Annotated in this window: 12 protein-coding genes; 5 read left to right on the top strand and 7 right to left on the bottom strand. The window is 72.9% G+C overall.

The annotated features are described in order from the left end of the window. Positions 1-518: hypothetical protein (locus ACIO9K_RS27360; RefSeq protein WP_400333889.1), on the top strand; the 518-nt coding region annotated here is incomplete at its 5' end. Here the strand turns inward: ACIO9K_RS27360 and ACIO9K_RS27355 are convergent. Further along, a complete protein-coding gene (locus ACIO9K_RS27355; RefSeq protein ID WP_400333886.1) occupies positions 490-891 on the bottom strand; it encodes a MerR family transcriptional regulator in 402 nt (133 codons plus the stop codon). The two genes, ACIO9K_RS27360 and ACIO9K_RS27355, sit on opposite strands and share 29 nt — an antisense overlap. Positions 892-1,011: 120 nt before the next feature. Between ACIO9K_RS27355 and ACIO9K_RS27350 the strand changes: the two genes are divergently transcribed. Continuing rightward, positions 1,012-2,124: an alkene reductase gene (locus tag ACIO9K_RS27350; RefSeq protein WP_400333883.1), complete on the top strand. Its 1,113-nt coding sequence runs from the start codon at positions 1,012-1,014 to the stop codon at positions 2,122-2,124. Between the two features lie 47 nt (positions 2,125-2,171). On the opposite strand, the gene ACIO9K_RS27345 is transcribed toward ACIO9K_RS27350, so the two are convergent. The 3 genes from ACIO9K_RS27345 to ACIO9K_RS27335 form a co-directional block, all read right to left on the bottom strand. After that, positions 2,172-2,624, bottom strand: coding sequence for a MarR family transcriptional regulator (locus ACIO9K_RS27345; protein WP_363621019.1), 453 nt, complete (start codon positions 2,622-2,624; stop codon positions 2,172-2,174). Then, entirely contained in the window at positions 2,624-4,129 is a 1,506-nt protein-coding gene (locus tag ACIO9K_RS27340; protein WP_400333880.1) for an MFS transporter, read from the bottom strand. Before ACIO9K_RS27340 ends, ACIO9K_RS27345 begins: the two co-directional genes overlap by 1 nt. Before the next feature lie 180 nt (positions 4,130-4,309). Beyond that, on the bottom strand, positions 4,310-4,975 hold the full coding sequence (locus tag ACIO9K_RS27335; protein WP_363621015.1) for a LuxR C-terminal-related transcriptional regulator: 666 nt from the start codon (positions 4,973-4,975) through the stop codon (positions 4,310-4,312). 174 nt (positions 4,976-5,149) lie between these two features. Between ACIO9K_RS27335 and ACIO9K_RS27330 the strand changes: the two genes are divergently transcribed. Then, positions 5,150-8,494, top strand: a complete 3,345-nt coding sequence (locus ACIO9K_RS27330) for a cytochrome P450 (protein ID WP_363621014.1) — start codon at positions 5,150-5,152, stop codon at positions 8,492-8,494. 204 nt (positions 8,495-8,698) lie between these two features. After that, positions 8,699-9,955 carry a hypothetical protein gene (locus ACIO9K_RS27325; RefSeq protein ID WP_400333876.1) on the top strand — a complete coding sequence of 419 codons (1,257 nt, stop codon included), beginning with the start codon at positions 8,699-8,701 and terminating at the stop codon, positions 9,953-9,955. 53 nt (positions 9,956-10,008) lie between these two features. Here ACIO9K_RS27325 and ACIO9K_RS27320 read toward each other — a convergent pair whose 3' ends face one another. Beyond that, positions 10,009-12,027, bottom strand: coding sequence for a transglycosylase domain-containing protein (locus ACIO9K_RS27320; protein WP_400333873.1), 2,019 nt, complete (start codon positions 12,025-12,027; stop codon positions 10,009-10,011). Between the two features lie 302 nt (positions 12,028-12,329). Then, positions 12,330-14,510, bottom strand: coding sequence for a hypothetical protein (locus ACIO9K_RS27315; protein WP_400333870.1), 2,181 nt, complete (start codon positions 14,508-14,510; stop codon positions 12,330-12,332). A gap of 201 nt (positions 14,511-14,711) precedes the next feature. Between ACIO9K_RS27315 and ACIO9K_RS27310 the strand changes: the two genes are divergently transcribed. Further along, positions 14,712-16,823, top strand: coding sequence for a phosphocholine-specific phospholipase C (locus ACIO9K_RS27310; RefSeq protein WP_400333867.1), 2,112 nt, complete (start codon positions 14,712-14,714; stop codon positions 16,821-16,823). An 83-nt stretch (positions 16,824-16,906) separates the two neighbouring features. Here ACIO9K_RS27310 and ACIO9K_RS27305 read toward each other — a convergent pair whose 3' ends face one another. Continuing rightward, positions 16,907-17,908 carry an NAD-dependent epimerase/dehydratase family protein gene (locus ACIO9K_RS27305; protein WP_400333864.1) on the bottom strand — a complete coding sequence of 334 codons (1,002 nt, stop codon included), beginning with the start codon at positions 17,906-17,908 and terminating at the stop codon, positions 16,907-16,909. Positions 17,909-18,046 lie beyond the last annotated feature (138 nt).

The raw sequence follows: 18,046 nt of genomic DNA, 5'->3' as shown, positions 1-18,046 counted from the left end.
GAGGCGAAGGCGAACCTCCCGCCTTTCAGTGGCACTTCGACCAGGACGTCCTGGACGCCGAGGCCGCGGTGGACGGCTGGTGGGCGCTGCTGACCAGCATCCCGGCCGAGAAGGCCGGCGCGGCCCAGGTGCTGATCCATTACAAGGGCCAGGGCTCGGTCGAACGGCGTTATCACGACTTCAAGGGCCCCCTCGCGGTCGCGCCGGTCTTCGTCCAGCACAACCGGCGTGTCGCCGCGCTGATCCAGGTGATCTGCCTGGCCCTGCTCGTCTTCTGCCTGATCGAGCGGCAGGTCAGACGCGCTCTGGGCCCGGAAGAGACCATGGCCGGCCTCTATCCGGACAACCGACGGGTCCGGCCCACCGGCCGGATGATCCTCTACCACCTCGGCGAACTCACCCTGCGGATCGGCAACGTCACCGACCCGCCAACCGTCCAGATCAACCGTGGCGTCCAACTCCACCTCCTCGACCTCCTCGACACCGACATCACACAAACCCGCTGGCCACAGACCTGAAACAACGACCCGCGAAGTCCGGGTCTAGTGCTGCGCGGGCTGTGTCCATCAGTTCGTCGAGCGCGTCACGGGTCCTGGCCATGTCCGCGATGTGCGCGTCGAGCTTCGCCCGCTCCTGCCCCATCCGCTCCAGCGCGGCCACCGAGTGCTCCTCGCTGGGCGCGTCCACGCACGGCAGCAGTTCGGCGATGGCGCGGCTGGACAGCCCCGCCGCGTAGAGGCGCTGGATGAACAGCACCCGCGCCACCGCGCCGTCGGCGTAGTGGCGCTGCCCGCTGGCGCTGCGGGTGCTGGCCAGCAGGCCCTGCCCCTCGTAGTAGCGCAGGGATCTGACGCTCACTCCGGCGCGTTCGGCGAGCTCTCCGATCCGCACGGGCACCTCCGGGTCGTGATCCCCGTCACAGGGCTTGCCTCTGACGTCAATGTCAGGTTTTAGCGTAACGGAGGACGGGCCCGGGCACCGGGTCCGTGACTTCGAACGAAGGACTTCCGCATGACGACGTCCGCCACGTCCGCCACGTCGAGCGCCCTGCTCACCGGCTACCGGCTCGGCGAACTCGCGCTGCCCAACCGGGTGGTGATGGCACCGATGACCCGGGGGCGCGCCACCGCCGACGGCCTGGCCACCGCTTCGATGGCCACCTACTACGCCCAGCGGGCCACCGCCGGGCTGATCGTGACCGGAGGCGTCCAGCCGAGCCTGATCGGCCAGTCGAACCCGGGCACGCCCGGCCTGTACACCGACGAGCAGACGGCCTCGTGGCGCCAGGTGACCGCTGCCGTGCACGCCAACGGCGGCCGGATCTTCGCCCAACTGATGCACGGCGGCCGGGTCTCGCACCCGGACACCACGGGGCTGCGACCGGTCGGCCCCTCGGCCGTCCCCGCCACCGGCGACGTGTTCACCCCGACCGGTCCGCAGCCCGCTCCGGTCCCCCGGGCCCTGGAGACCGGCGAGGTCCCCGAACACGCCCGCTCCTACGCCGAGGCCGCCCGCCGCGCCGTCGACGCGGGCTTCGACGGGGTGGAACTGCACGGCGCGAACGGCTACCTGATCTCGCAGTTCCTCTCCTCCAACGCCAACCGGCGCACCGACCGCTACGGCGGCCCGGTGCGCAACCGGATCCGTTTCGCCGTCGAAGCCGCCACCGCCACCGTCGAGGCCGTCGGCGCCGCCAGGACCGGGATCCGCCTCTCCCCCGGCGGCACCTTCTGGGGCGTGGCGGAGGAGGACGTCCTGGAGCTCTACACCGCCCTGCTCGGCGAACTCGCCGGCCTCGGACTCGCCTACGTCCACCTGGAGGCGACGACGGACGAGCCGTCCCTGCTCGCCCTGCGCCGCGCCTGGCCGGGCACGCTCATCATGAATCCGGTGCTTCCGCTGGGCCCGAAGCAGGTCGACCGCGAGGCGGCGGACCACTGGCTCGGCCTCGGCGCCGAGCTGATCAGCTTCGGCCGCGCCTACCTCGCCAATCCCGACCTCGTCGAACGGCTGCGCACCGGCGCCCCGATCGCCCCGGCCGACGAAGCCACCTACTACCAGGGCGGGGACCGGGGTTACCTGACCTACTCGGCCTACCAGCACACGGTCGACCAGCGGCCGTAGCCGCCACCCGCCCGAGGCCGCCGCGGCGGCGCCCCGCCCCGGGAGGTTCAGTCCAGGAGCTTCGCCAGGACGCGGTCGAGCGCCTGGATGTCCTCCGGGGGCAGGGCGAGCAGGTCGTCGGGCGGGGTGGTGAGGATCCTGACGGCGAGGGCGGCCTTCGCCTGGCCCTCCTCGGTCAGATGGACCAGCTTGGACCGGCGATCGGCGGGATTGGTGACGCGTTCGGCGAGGCCGCGCCGCACCAGGTCGTCGACGATGACGGTGGTGTAGGGCGGGTCGCTGCCCAGCCGCTCGGCCAGGTCCCGCAGGGTGATCGGGTCGGCGCCGAGGCGGCGCAGCGCCCTGACCCGGCTGAAGCTCATGCCGAGGGCTTCGGCGACGGTCTTGCGGCGGTCGTAGCGCTCCAGGACGAGCGCGTTCAGCCCCTGCCAGACCCTGGTCGCCGTCCTGGTGGCGGCCTCGTCCCCCTCGTGGTGCTCACCGGTGTGCGGGCGGTCCATCAGGTGTTCACCGTCTCCTTCGTCTCCTTCGTCTCCTTCGTCTCCCTCGTCCCCGGCGTCTCCGGCGTCTCCGGCGTCTCCGGCGTCTCCTCGGCGGCGAGCCGCTCCGCCGTGCGCAGGGCCGTCTCCCGGGCCCAGCGGCCGGAAGTGAGCGTACCCGTGACCAGCACGGCGGCGCCGCAGCCGGCGATGATCCACCACGCCGTCCGCCCGGCGTCGGTGAAGGCCGCCGTGTGCGCGTACGCGCCGCCCGCCATCAGGGCGCCGACGACGGCCACGCCGAGGGACTGGCCGATCTGCCGGCTGGTGGAGGCCACCGCGGCCGCGACGCCGGCCTGCGAACGGGGCATGCCCGAAACGGCGGTGTTGGTGATGGGCGCGTTGACCAGACCGAAGCCGGTGCCGAAGAGCAGGTACGCGACGACCAGCACGGCCGTCGGAAGGTGGTCGGAGTAGGTGAGCGCCTGGAGCACGGCGCTCGCGCACAGGGCCGCCCCGGCGAGGAGCAGGGGGACGCGCGGCCCCCGGGAGGCGACCATGCGGCCGGACACCGGTGCGGTCAGCAGCGCCATCACCGCCATCGGCAGCATGAACAGTCCGGCGTGCAGCGGGGTGAGCCCGCGCACGTTCTGCAGGTACAGGGAGCTGACGAACAGGAACCCGCCCAGGGAGGCGAAGGCGGCGACCGCGATCACGGTGGCGCCCGCGAACGGCGCGGAGCGGAAGAAGCGCAGCTCGATGAGCGGGTCGGTGCGCCTGGGCTCGTACCACAGCAGGCCCAGCAGCGCGCCCAGCGCCGCCGCCGCGCAGCCGACGACGAGCGGCGAGGTCCAGCCGCGCTCCGGCGACTCGATGATCGCGTACGTGAGCGTGGTGAGCAGGACGATGACGAGCACCTGGCCGAACGGGTCCACCCGGCGGGGCCGCGGCGCCCGCGATTCCGGCACGTACCTGCGGGTCAGGAACAGCGCGGCCAGGCCGATCGGCACGTTGATCCAGAAGACGGCCCGCCAGCCGGCCGACTCGACCAGGGCGCCGCCGACGATCGGCCCGGCGGCCATGCTGATGCCCACGACGCCGCTCCACACGCCGATGGCGCGGGCGCGCTGCCGGGAGTCGGTGAAGGTGTTGCTGATGATCGACATGGCGACGGGGTTCAGCATCGATCCGCCGACCGCCTGGAGCATCCGTGCGACGACGAGCCAGCCGAGCCCGGGGGCCAGGCTGCACAGCAGCGAGGCCCCGGTGAAGACCACCAGCCCGATCTGGAAGACCCGGCGGCGGCCCACCCGGTCGGCGGTGGAGCCGGAGAGCATCAACAGGCTGGCCAGCACCAGCGTGTAGGCATCGACCGTCCATTGCAGCCCGGACACCGAGGTGTGCAGGTCGCGCTGGATGGCGGGCAGGGCGACGTTCAGGATCGTGTTGTCGAGGCTGACGATCAGCAGGCTCATGCAGCAGATGGCGAGCACGAGCCAGGGCCGTCGTAGGGCGGCGTCCGGCATGGTGGGAGCTCCACAAGTATTTGTATTGTTGAAATCATTGTGAGCATATAACTAAATCGCCGAACAGCCCAGCCCCGAACAGCCCAGCCCCGAACAGCCCAGCCCCGAACAGCCCCGGCCCGCGCAGCCCCGGCCCCGCGCAGCCCGGCCCGGCCCGCGAGCCGCCCCCCGCCCGCCCCGTCACGGGCGGGGGGCCGGCTCCGGCGGCCAGGCGCCGGCGGCCAGGACGCCGGTGGCGTAGGCGCGGGCGACCAGCGCGGTGCGGTTGGGCAGCTGCCAGCGGCGGGTGAGCCGGGCGAGGTGGTAGTTGACGCCGTCCGGGGTGAGGCCGATCTCCCGGCCGATCTGGGCGGTGGTGGCGCCGCGGGCGGCGGCGGCGAGGATCCGGGCCTCGATCGGGCTCACCTCGGGGCGGGGGGCGGCCGGCGGGGCGGCCGGCCCGGTACGGACGGGCAGCGAGAGCAACAGGTTCGGGGCCTCCTCCGGGGTGTCGCCGACCAGGGCGACGGTCATCTCGCCGCTCCGCTCGGTGCCGTCGGCGGCCGACCAGGAGACCGGCGCCGGGTACTGCGAGCGCCGGTGCAGGCGGACGGCCTCGGCGAGCGCCGGGATGGTGGCACTGTCCCGGAGGGTGAAGAACTCCAGGATCTTCCGGTTGCGCAACTGCCCGGGCAGCAGGCCGAATTCGGCGGCCATCGCCCGGTTGACGATCATGATCCGGCCGCTGAACTCGCACACCGCCAGCGCCACCGGCACGTGGTCGAGCAAGCGCAGCGTCCGGTTGCGCCAGATGACGGCGAGGTCCTGCCAGCTCTCCGCGGTCGACTCGCAGTCGGTCAGTCTCATGCCCGGCCCCTCCCGTGTACGGCTCCCGCGTGCTGCAGACCTGACGGTCCGTTGACAAGTCTTCCGCGACCGCCGCTACTGCACAAACATGTAGTCCCCGGGCCCGGGTTCCCGCCCCGCTCGGGCGAGAGTGGAGGACGACGAGGTTTCTCCTGCCACGGAAGGCGACAACCCATGACCGAGACGATGACCCCGGCGGCAGCCGAGGCTGCGAATCCGGCCGGGGCCGGGCTCCCGCCCGAGACCCTGGTGCCCCGGCAGAGCACCGCCGGGGTGCCGCTGGTCGACATCTCGTCGGCGCCGCCGATCGCCGCCCCCGTGCTGCGCACCATGGAGCTGGCCCGGCGGCACGCCCCGGCCTTCGTCCAGCGACTGCACGGGCGGGACAGCCTGATCGTCACCGGCCTGGACCTGGTCGAGGAGCTGGCCGACGAGGAGCGGTTCACCAAGTCGATCGGACCGGCCCTGGAGAACGTCCGCGCGTTCACCGGGGACGGCCTGTTCACGGCGTACAACGCGGAGCCGAACTGGGCCAGGGCGCACGACATCCTGATGCCCGCCTTCGCGCTCGGCTCGATGCGCACCTACCACCCGGTGATGCTGCGGGTGGCCCGCCGCCTGATCGAGTCCTGGGACGGCCGGTCGGCCGCCGGACTGGTCGTGGACGTGCCCGGCGACATGACCCGGATGACCCTGGACACCATCGGGCTGGCCGGTTTCGGCTTCGACTTCGGCTCCTTCGACCGGGAGGAGCCGCACCCCTTCGTCGAGGCGATGGTCCGCTCCCTGGACTGGGCGATGAACAAGCTCCTGCGCGACCCGGAACTCGACCACAGCGAGCGCGACGAGGCCGCCCAGGGCGACGCCCGGTACCTGGCCTCGGTGGTGGACGAGGTGATCGCCGCCCGCGCCGGCAGCCCCGAGCAGGGCCCGGCCGAGGACCTGCTCGGCCTGATGCTCGACGCCGTGCACCCCGCCGACGGCGGCAGACTGGACGCCGAGAACATCCGCAACCAGGTGATCACCTTCCTGATCGCCGGCCACGAGACCACCTCGGGCGCGCTCTCCTTCGCCCTGTACTACCTCGTCAAGCACCCCGGCGTGCTCCGCGAGGTCCAGCGCGAGGTGGACGCGCTCTGGGGCGACCAGGCCGACCCGGAGCCCTCGTACGAGGACATCGGCCGGCTCCGGTACACCCGGCAGGTGCTCAACGAAGCGCTACGGCTGTGGCCGACGGCCCCCGCGTTCAGCCGGGAGCCCCGCGCGGACACCCTGCTCGGCGGCCGGATCCCGGTCCGCGCCGGGGAGCCGGTCCTGGTGGCCACGATGATGCTGCACCGCGACCCCGTCTGGGGCGACAACCCCGAGCTGTTCGACCCCTCCCGCTTCGACCCCGAGCCGGAGGCGGCCCGCTCACCGCACGCCTTCAAGCCCTTCGGCACCGGCGAACGCGCCTGCATCGGCCGGCAGTTCGCGCTGCACGAGGCGACCATGCTGCTCGGCATGCTGGTCCACCGCTACCGGCTGATCGACCACGCCGACTACCGGCTGACCATCAAGCAGACGCTCACCATCAAGCCCGACGACTTCACCCTCGCCCTCGCCCCGCGCACGCCCACGCCCCCGGCGGTGGTCGACGCGCCGGTCCGCGCCGCCGACCTGCCCGGGCGGGTCCGCCAGGGCACCGGCCTGCTGCTCCTGCACGGCTCCAACTACGGCGCCTGCCGCGAGTTCACCCGGCAGCTGGCCGACGTGGCGGCCGCACTCGGCTGCGACACCGCCGTCGCCCCGCTGGACGCCTACGCGGACGGGCTGCCCACCGACCGGCCGGTGGTGATCACCGCCGCCTCGTACAACGGCCAGCCGACGGACGACGCGGCGGAGTTCGTCCGCCGGCTCCGGGTGGCGACCGAACAGGCCGAACAGGCCGAGGGCGGCGAAGCCGCCGAGGGCGCCGCCGGGTTCGCGAAGGACGTCCGGTACGCGGTGCTCGGCATCGGCGACCGGACGTACGCCGCCACGTACCAGCGCGTGCCGACGCTGATCGACGAGGGCCTCGCCGCCCTGGGCGGCACCCGGCTGCTCGCCCGGGGTGCGGCCGACGCCTCCGGCGATCTGGCCGGGAAGGTGGCGGAGTTCACCACGGCGCTGAGCCGGGCCCTGCTGGAACGGTACGGCGACGCCGCCGCCCCCGTCGTCGCCCCCGGCTCCGGCACCGCGCCCGCTCCCGTTTCCGCCGAGGCCGCCCCCCTGGAGACGTACACCGTGACGGAGCTGGCCGGCGGTCCGCTGGACGCCCTGGCCGCGAAGCGCCGCGTGATCGGGCTGACCGTCACGGCGGTCGGCAGCCTCACCGACCCCGCCTACCCCCGGGTCAAGCGCCTGGTCCGGCTGGCCCTGCCGGAGGGCGTCGACTACCGCACCGCGGACCACGTCTCGGTGCTGCCGGCCAACGACCCGGCCCTGGTCGAGCGCGCCGCCAAGGTGTTCGGCGCCGACCCGGACACCCTGCTCGCCATCGTGGCGAACCGGCGCACCATCCTGGCCGTGGACCGGCCGCTGACGGTTCGCGAACTGCTCACCCACCACGTCGAGTTGCAGGACCGACCGAGCGCCGCCCAGCGCGCGACGCTGGCCGACCTCAACCCCTGCCCGCCCGAGCGGGCCGCGCTGCGGGCGCTGCCCGAGGACGACCCCCGGACGCTGCTGGACCTGGTCGAGGACCACCCGGCCCTGCGGGAGGTCCTGACCTGGCCGGTGCTGCTGGAACTGCTGCCGCCGATCCGGCCCCGGATGTACTCCATCTCCACGTCGCCGACCAGCGCCCCGCGCCACGTGGACCTGATGGTCTCCGTGCTCGACGCCCCGGCCCGCTCCGGCCGGGGCTCCTTCCGGGGCGTCGGCTCCGGCTACCTCGACCGGGTGGCCGTCGGGGACACCGTGCTGGCGCGCCTCCAGCCGTGCCGCGAGACGTTCCGGATCGGCCACCGCGCCCCGGTGATCATGATCGCGGCCGGCACCGGCCTGGCGCCGTTCCGCGGCGCGGTCGCCGACCGCCGCGCCCTGCTCGCCGCCGCCACCGGCGAGGACACCGCCACTGACGAGGCCACCGCCGCCGCCGAGGCCACCGCCAGGGACACCGAACTCGCCCCGGCCCTGCTCTACTTCGGCTGCGACGCGCCCGACGCCGACTACCTGCACCGCGACGAACTGCTCGCCGCCGAGCAGGCCGGCGCCGTCTCGATGCGCCCGGTCTTCAGCGAACAGCCCGTCGACGGCCGGCGCTTCGTCCAGGACCGCATCGCCGCCGAGGGCGCGGAGGTCTGGAGCCTGCTCACCGCCGGCGCCGAGGTCTACGTGTGCGGCGACGGCGCCCGGATGGCCCCGGGCGTCCGCGCCGCCTTCCGCGAGCTGTACCTGAGCCGGACCCCCGGCGCCGACGAGGGCCAGGCCCAGGCCTGGCTCCAGGGCCTGATCGACGAGCGCCGCTACGTCGAGGACGTCTACGCGGGCCGCTGAGCCCGCCCGACCGGGAGGCCGGCCGCACCCGCCCGGGGTGCGACCGGCCTCCCGTCGCACACATGTCTCCCAACTCCCCTTCCATGCAAGCCTCGACACATTGTCGATCAAGGTGTTCTGATGTTCGCACCATACGTATGACTATCCGACCAATACCTGACGGTAGGTCGGAGAAGCGGAGGAACGGTGCGTCCTGCTCGTGGCGTGGCTGTCCTGCTGGCAACGGGGGTCGTCGTGGCCCTCGGCCTGGGCACGGGAGGCCCCGACTCGAAGGGCAGACCGGCCACCGCCGACGCCGCCCCGGAGAGCACACCCGACCCGAGCGGCACACCCTCCGACGGCCCCGGCAGCCTCGCCGCCACCCCGACCCCCAGCGCCACGCCGAGCTGGGACGGCCAGGTCAAGGTGCTCGGCGACGGCTCCACCTCCGACACCGGGCCGCAGCCCAAACAACCCCGGCCCGAGAAGCTGAAGCCCGGCGAGAAACCGCCGCAGTTCGTGGTGTTCTCCTGGGACGGCGCGCTGGAGGGCGACGACGAACAGTTCTCGCGCTTCCGCAAGCTGGGCACGGAGAACAACGCCCAGATGACGTTCTTCCTGAGCGGCATCTACACCCTGCCCAAGTCCAAACGCACGCTCTACCACCCGCCGCAGCACGACGCCGGCGCCTCCGCCATCGACTTCGCCACCGACGCCCACATCAAGGACACCCTGGAACAGCTGCGCCTGGCCTGGCAGGACGGGAACGAGATCGGCACCCACTTCAACGGGCACTTCTGCGACTCCAAGGGCGGCGACGACTGGAGCACCGAGGAGTGGAAGAGCGAGCTCGACCAGGCGATCTCCTTCGTCACCAACTGGAAGACCAACACCGGCTTCAAGAACCTCCCGCCGCTGCCCTTCGACTACACCAAGGAGGCGGTCGGCGGCCGCGCCCCCTGCCTGCAGGGCCAGAAGAACCTGCTCGCGGCCGAGAAGGCGGCCGGCTTCCGGTACGACGCCAGCTCACCGGGCGAGTTCCAGGTCTGGCCCGGCAAGAAGGACGGCATCTGGAACTTCCCGCTCCAACTGCTGCCCTACCCGGGCAAATCGACCCAGGTCCTCTCGATGGACTACAACTTCCTCGCCAACCAGTCCGGGGACACCACCAAGGGCGATCCGAAGAAGTACGACGCGTGGGAGAAGGAGACCCGGAACGGCTACCTCAACGGCTTCGAACGGGTCTACAACGGCAGCCGGGCGCCGCTCTTCATCGGGAACCACTTCGAGAGCTGGAACGGCGGCATCTACATGCAGGCCATCGAGGACGTGATGAAGAGCGTCTGCACCCGGGAGGGCGTCCGCTGCGTGTCCTTCCGCCAGGTCGCCGACTGGCTTGACGCCCAGGACCCCAAGGTCCTCGACCAGTTGCGCGCGCTGGACCCCGGGCAGCCGGCCGACTGGTCCCGTCTGGTCAAGTGACCCGGCCCGGGCGGCCGCGGGGCCGTGACACCGCGCCCCGCGGCCGCCCGGCCCTACCGGCCTCCCGGGCCACCCGCCGCCTTCATGTACGAGGTCCAGATCCGGGTGGGCAGCGCGGAGTCCGGGGTGTCCGGGGCGGCGCCGCCCAGCCCCTCCAGTGAGAGCAGCTTCATGTCCTTCAGGTCCGCCCGGAAGACCGTGACGGCCGTGGACATCCGCGCGTCGTAGCCGACGAACCACCCCGCCGTACGGTCCGGGGTCGTCCCCGGCTTCCCCGCCAGGTCGGGCCCGGCCTCCGCCGCCGCCTTGGCGCTCCCGGTGCGGACCGCGCTCTTCAGCGCCGCGTCCACCTCCCCCGCGACCTGCGGGGTCAGCGCCTGTACGGCGGTCGGCAGGCGCAGCGCGAGCGGCTCGCCGTTCCGGGTGATCCTCAGGACGGAGTACGGGTCCGTGTGGCTGCCTCCCGCGGCGAAGGCGGCGTAGGCGTCGGCGGTCCTGATCGCGCTCGGCGTGGAGTTCCCGACACCGAAGGCCGGCACCAACTCCCCCATGCTGCCCGGGAGCAGGCCCAGGTCGGCGGCGGTCTTCTGCACCCGGTCCAGGCCGACGTCCATGGCGAGCTGCATCATCGGCCCGTTGACGGACTGCTCCACCGCGCTCCTCAGGGTGACCGTCCCCCAGCTCCGCTTGCCGTCGTTGGCGGTCTTCGCTATCCGCCCGTTGCGCCCCCAGTACGGCCCCTCCGGGGTCATCACGTTCACGCCGTCGTCGCCGTCGTAGGTGGTGGTGGGCGTCACCGGGGTGCGGCTGCCGCCCCGCTGGCGCTGGACGCCCTCGCTCAGGCCCGAGGCGTAGACCAGCGGGGTGAAGGCCGAACCGACCGGCACCGTGGAGGTGTTGGCGTTGTCGAAGCCCTGTTTCAGGTAGTCGGTTCCGCCGTAGAGCGCGACGATCCTCCCGTCCGGGGCCACCGAGGCGGCGCCGACCTTCAGTAACCGGTCGGCCTCGCGGCTGTCGGGGTCGATCCCCTTGGTGGCGTCCCGCACCGCGGTGGCCAGCGCGGTGACCTTCGGCTTCTCGAAGGTGGTGAAGATCTGGTGGCCGCCGAGGTCGAACTGGGCCTGCGTGATGTCGCTGTGGCCCTCCACGTAGGTCCTGGCCATGTCCACCAGGTACCCGACCTGGCCGCTCAGCCCCGCCGCCTTCGGCTGGGTCCTGGGTTCGGGGAACACCGTGTACCTGGCGCGCTCGGCGGCGGAGAGCTTGCCGACCTTCACCATCCGGTCCAGGATCCAGGACCACCGCTCCTCGGCCCGCCGGTGGTTGTTCGCGCTGATCCCCGGATCGAACTGTCCGGCCCCCTTCAACAGGGCGGCGAGGAAGGCCCCTTCGCTCGGGTTGAGCTGCGAGACGTCCTTGCCGTAGTACGCCGCCGCGGCCCGTTCGATGCCGTAGCTGCCGCGCCCGAACCAACTGGTGTTCAGATAGCCGGCCAGGATGTCCGATTTGCTCATCCGCCGGTCCAGTTTGATCGCGATGACGATCTCGCTGAGCTTGCGCGAGACGTCCTGACGCTGGTTCAGGTAGCTGTTCTTGACGTACTGCTGGGTGATGGTCGAGCCGCCCTGGGTCTCACCGCCCGTGGCCATCTGGTAGACCGCGCGGCCGATGCCCGTGAAGGAGATCCCCGGGTCCGAGTAGAAGGTCTCGTTCTCGGCGGCCAGCACGGCCCACTGCACCGACTCCGGCACCCGGTCGAGCGGCACCTCCTGCCGGTTGGTCTCACCGATCCGCGCCATCTCGGTGCCGTCCGCCCAGAAGTACACGTTGTTCTGCTGGGTGGCGAAGGCGTTCAGGTCCTCCGGGACCTGGGTGGTGACGTAGAACCAGATCAGCCAACCCGTCAGCACCGCCGACCCGGACCCGGCCACCAGGAGCAGCTGCCGCCAGGACGGGAGCCAGCGACGGACTCCGCGCCGCCCTCTGCGCGGGTAGTCGATCCACCGCCGCCCTTCGGGCTTCTCCCCTCCGGGCTTCTCCTTCTCGGCCCCGCCACCTTGGTGAGCACGCACAGTCCGGTCTCCGATTCGCTCGTGGGCACAGACCCCCGAACTCAGACGCGATGAGGGTCGGACCACGGCACAACGGAATTGATGTGATCACGGTCATACCGCGCGGACCGGCGGGGCGGCGCAGACCTGCCCGGCCTGGGGTTTCACAGCGCCGGCCGAGGAGGTGGACCACGGGAAACGACGACGCCGGGGTGCCTTGTGGCACCCCGGCGGGTGGTCGAGGGCGAGGAAAGCGAACGGGCTATGTCAGGTGGAGTGAGAAGGAAGCCCGTTCATGGCCTCGCCGGGGCCAACGGTAGCAGTCAGGCGGGGATCAGGTCGCGCAGGTTTTCCGGGGTGATGACGACGGAGTCCGGGTGCAGGCCCTCCGGGCGCTCCAGGCCGATGTACGTGACCGGGCCGGCCGGGAGCGCCGCGCCGTCCCACAGCGTGGTGGCGGTGGCGCGCTCGCCCATCAGCCCGGTCAGGTGGCGGACCGTCAGGTGGTCGCGCTCGACGATGCCGCGCAGCAGCGTGGCGACCGACACCCGGTTCCCCTCGACCCGGTTGGAGTTCGGGTTGCCCTTCAGGTACAGGTGCAGCCACTTGGCGTGCCAGCGGCCGTCGTCCCCGCGCAGGAAGGCCAGTGGCAGGGCGACCCGGCCCGGGCCGCGCAGGTCCGACTTCATGCGGACGGTGCGCGGTTCGAAGGGGCGGCCCTGCTGTTCGGCATCGCGCAGCATGAAGCCGAAGAAGGACTCCTCGACCTCCTCGAAGCCCTCGCCGGAGAAGATGTTGACCTGCGGGACGATGGAACTGCCGCGTACGGCGCCCAGGCGCAGGTTGATGAACTCGGAGCCGCCGTCGGTGGCGTCGGTGACGTCGCCGGAGTGCTCGCCCTCGAGCTGGGTGAGCGAGGTGTAGGAGAGCCAGCCGAGCGTCTCGTAGGAGTCGTCGAGCAGCAGGGCGGACAGGTCGAAGTCGGTGCTGTGGCTGGTCTGCTTCCAGTAGACGAAGAAGCGCAGCAGTTCGCCGTCGACCGGGGTGAGGGAGCCGCGGGGCAGCACGCCGAGTCCGGCGGCGGTGGCCCTGCCGCTGAGCGGGAGTGCGACGTCGAGCACGTCGGGGTCGATCAGCAGGTGCCCGGGGTCGGGGAGGCGGCGGCTCGTCTCGGCGTCCAGGGCGGCGAGCAGGCGGTCGCGTTCGGCTGCCGGCAGGGGCGGGCGGGTGTCGCCGGTGACCCAGGCGCGGCCGAGGCGGTTGACGAAGAGGCGGCGCCCGTCCGCTTCCCCGGTGCGGTTGTGGAGGTGTTCGCGGACCGACAGCAGGACCCGACCGGAGACCTGCGGGGCGGCCTGCTCGACGGCGGCCACGACGGTGTCGCGCTCCTCCGGGGTGCGGCCCGCGCGCAGCAGCCGGTCCAGGGACCGGAACAGCATGCCCGGGGCGGCGGCCAGCAGCCGTACCGCGCCGGTGACGTCGTCGGCGCCGAGGAGTTCCTCGACGCGGCTGGTGAGGGAGCGGGCCGCCAACTCGCCGCGGGCGACGGCGAACACCTCGGCGGCGTGCGGCCAGCGCGGGTACTCGTGCGGGTGGAGGCGCTCACCGAGGCGCTTGAACGCCTCGCGGTGCGCGGTGACGTCGGCGAGCTTGGCGGGGCTGGCGGCGACGACCGCGTCGAGGCCGGCCAGCAGGGCGCGACGGGCCGGCCGTGGCAGCGCCCGGAACCGGGTCGGTTCCGCCAGGGTCACGTCGCCGTCGGACAGCGCGCAGGCCAGCCGGAGCACGTCGGTGACGGTGTCCAGGAGGAGGTCGGCACCGGCCCGGAGGCGGGCGAGGTTGACGACGGCGCGGTTCTCCCGGACCGGGATCGCCTCGGGCTGCGGACCGGCGGCGCAGTGCCCGGCGAGCACGCCGAGGTCGCGCAGGCCCTCCTCGCCCAGCGGGGTGGTGCTGCCGGCCAGGGTCAGGTAGAGGGCCGTCACCTCCTCCTCCAGGGCGCCGCCCAGGTGCAGGACCGTCATGCGGTCGCCCGCGGCGGCGATCAGCTCGTCGTGGGCGGCGAGCAGTTCGGCGTAGCTGTGCTGGTAGCTGCCGTAGGCCGGGAGGGTCAGCAGGTCGACCACGCCGGTGCGCAGTTGGGCGAGCGCGCCGTCCCGTGACGCGTCGTCGGCGAGCGCCCCGGCGATGCAGTGCGTCCAGAACTCGAAGGTGTCCGGCACGTTGAGCGGGAAGTCGATGAAGTAGGCGTTGTGCCCGACGTGGTCGCCCACCAGCTCCCGGACGGTGCCCAGGGTGCGGGCGGCGGTGTCGACGACCGTCGCCCCGGGCAGCCCCGACAGGTGCTCCAGCAGGCCCGCCGAGAGCTTGAAACCCACGGACATCAGTGCGGCGTCGAACTGCCGCGCCGCGACGGCGCCTTGCCCCGCCGGACCGCCCGGCCAGGAGGAGGCGGGGAGGTGGTGGGTGTGCCGGACGACGATGGGTTCGAGACGGTGGACCATGCGGTCATGCTCGCAGAACGGCGCGGGGCGACGCATGCGGGTTTCCGGGCCCGCCACCGGTAGGTCCCGGGAAGTTGGCTAGACAGGAATTGGCTGAAAACTCATGCGGCGTTCGCTGGAGGACCTCGTACGGCCCGGCTGCGGCACCTATGTTCGAACCTTCTTGGCACCCCCCCTTACCCCGAGAAGGAAGGACACCACGTGGCCTCCATCGACCGGCGCCGATTCCTCCAGCTGAGCGGCGCGTCCGCAGCCGCCGCAGGCCTCGGCGCGTTCCCGCCCGCGGTCAGCAAGGCCCTGGCACTGCCCGCGATCGGCCGGACCCGCTCGATCGAGGACGTCGAACACGTCGTCGTCCTGATGCAGGAGAACCGTTCCTTCGACCACTACTTCGGCACCCTGCGCGGCGTGCGCGGGTTCGACGACCCGCGCCCCACGCTGCTGCCCGACGGCCGGCCGAACTGGCACCAGCCCGCCGCCGCCGTGAAGACCGACCGCTACCACGACCGCGGCCTGCCCGCCTCCGAGCAGGAGGTGCTGCCCTGGTACATCGACCCCCGGAACACCACCGAGTACCAGGCCGGCACCGACCACGGCTGGAGCAGCGGCCACCTCGCCTGGAACGAGGGGCGCCACGACCAGTGGGTGAACCAGAAGCAGGACGTCATGACGATGGGCCACCTCAAGCGCCAGGACCTGGCGTACCACTTCGCCCTGGCCGACGCCTTCACCCTCTGCGACTCGTACTTCTGCTCCGTCCACGCCGACACCGCGCCCAACCGCATCTACCTGTGGACCGGCACCAGCGACCCGCGCAACGTGTACGGCCGCAAGCCCAACGGCCCCGGCCTGGAGGAGCGCAACAACACCAACGGCTACACCTGGACCACCTACCCCGAGCGCCTGGAGAAGGCCGGCGTCAGCTGGAAGCTGTACCAGGGCGGCTCCGGCGAGCCGGGCACCCCCACGGACAACTACACCGACAACTCGCTGATGTTCTTCGAGCGGTACCAGGTCGCCGAGGGCGCGTCGGGCCCCCTGGTCGACAAGGGCGCCACCGACCACACGCTGAAGGAGTTCCGCGCCGACGTCCAGCAGGGCCGGCTGCCGCAGGTCTCCTGGATCGTCCCGCCGTACAAGTACAGCGAGCACCCGTCCGCAACGCCCACCGACGGCGCGTACTACATCAACCTCGTGCTGGACGCGCTCACCTCCAACCCCGAGGTCTGGGGCAGGACGGTCTTCCTCATCAACTACGACGAGAACGACGGCCTGTTCGACCACGTCGTCCCGCCGATGCCGCCGGTCGTCAGCGGCCCGGGCGGCCAGGGCATCGTCTCCGCCGACCTGAGGGCGAGCCTGCGCGACGAACTGCTCGACCTCGGCAAGCACCCGGGCGAGATGAGCCCGCTGGTCCCCGGCGCCGACCCGGGCGGCCTCCAGCCGATCGGCCTCGGCCCGCGCGTGCCGATGCTGGTCATCTCCCCGTGGTCGCGCGGCGGCTGGGTCTGCTCGGAGACCTTCGACCACACCTCCGTCCTGCGGTTCCTGGAGGCCCGGTTCGGCATCGAGGAGCCCAACATCAGCGCCTGGCGCCGGTCGGTCTGCGGCGACCTCACCTCGGCGCTCGACTTCTCCGGCACCGACCCGCGGCCGGTCTCGATCCCGGTGCCCGCGCCGATCGCCTCGCAGGGCAAGCCGTACCAGGTGCCGCTGCCCCAGCGGATGCCCACCCAGGAGCCCGGCGTCCGGCCGGCCCGCGCCCTCCCGTACGACCTGGTGGTCAACGAGGAGGAGACGGACACCCCCGGGCGGTTCCAGCTGGATCTGGAGAACCGGGGCGAAGCCGGCGCCTGGCTCTACGTCTACGACCGGACCGCGCCGAAGGCCGCTCCCCGCCGCTACACCATCTCGGGCGGCGACACCCTCGGCGACTTCTGGCCGCACTCCGCCTCCGGCGACTACCACCTCGCCGCCCACGGCCCGAACGGGTCGGTGTACGAGTTCGAGGGCAGCGCCCGGACCGAGCTGGTCGCGCTGTTCGACCCGCAGAAGTCCAAGGTGCGCGTCAAGGTCACCAACAACGGGCCGGTCACCCGGACGGTGACCGTCGCCAACGCCTACGCCAAGGGGTCGCAGCAGAGCCGCAGCCTCCGGCGCGGCGCCTCGGCCCAGTTCACCTTCGACATACGCCCCGACAGCCGCTGGTACGACATCACGGTCGCCGCCACCGACGGCCCGACCTTCCGCCGCCGCTGGGCCGGCCACCTGGAGAACGGCCGCCCCGGCACCAGCGACCCCGGCCCCCGCTGACCGACGGCGCGGCCCTGACCGTCGGCACGGTGCCCGACCGGCGGCGCAGCGCCTGAACCGGCCCGCCGCACCGGCGTTTCGTCCTACGCCGGTGCGGCGAGCCCCAGCGCCTGGCGGTACCAGGGGGCGGCGGCGGGCAGCCGGGCCAGCGGGCCGGGGCCGGGCGGGCAGGCGGCGAGGCGCCAGACGTCGTCCCCCCGGTACCAGTGGTCGCGGGCGATCAGCGAGAACTGCCGCTCGGAGACGCGGCCCGGGGTGGCGGCGAGCAGACGCCGGCATTCGTCCCACGAGGCCTCCGGGCCGTCCGGCCCGTCCACGCCGTCCGCGCCGTCCGCGCCGGGCAGGGCGGGCAGCAGGCCGAGGCCGGCCAGGGCGGCGAGCAGGTCGCCGGCCCGGACCGGGTCGGGGTGGCTCGCGTGCTGGACGCCGGGCGGGACGGCGTGGTCGTCCAGGGCGAGCGCGGTGATCAGCCGGGCCAGGTCGGCGCGGTCCACCACGGAGAGCCTGGCGTTCCCGCCCGCCCAGGGCACCGGCACCCGGCGGACCAGTTCGGCCAGCGCGGGCACCACCCAGCGGTCGCCCGTCCCGGTCACCAGGCCGGGCCGCAGCACGACGGCACCGGCCGCCAGCGCGACGCGTTCGCCGAGCAGCCTGGTCCGGCTGGCCTCGGAGACCGGGGCGGCCGGCACCTCGTCGACCCCGATGCCGGAGTGCGGCCCCTCGCCGTACACCGCGGTCGTCGACAGGTGGACGATCCGGCGCACCCCGGCCCCGGTCGCGGCGGCCGTCACCGCCTCGGTGCCGCGCACGTTCACCGCCGCGCACTCCTCGGCGCCGCCGGAGACCCGGGAGGCCAGGTGGAGCAGGACGTCGGCACCCTCGCAGAGCGCGGCCAGCGCCGCCCCGTCGGCGAGATCTCCCGGCACCCAGGCGGCCGGGCCGCGCCCGGCCGGCACTTCGCGGGCCAGCGCGCGCACCCGCGCGCCGCGGGCGGTCAGGGCGGCCAGCACCGCGGAGCCTATGAAGCCGGTCGCCCCGGTCAGCGCGACCGTGGTGCGCTCCGGGTGCCGCCGTCCCGCCGCCATGCCGCACCCCTCGCCGTCCCGCCGTCCCGGCGTGTCCCGTGTCGCCGTCCCGGCGTGTCGCCGTCGACCGGCCGGTCAGTCTATCCAGCCGCCACCCGCCCGGCGGCCACCCGTACGGAGGGGGCGGGGCACGGCCCG

Source organism: Kitasatospora sp. NPDC087271, assembly GCF_044744605.1.
Taxonomy (GTDB): domain Bacteria; phylum Actinomycetota; class Actinomycetes; order Streptomycetales; family Streptomycetaceae; genus Kitasatospora.
Note: the sequence above shows the minus strand (reverse complement) of the source record. Positions and strands in the feature narration are given on the sequence as shown.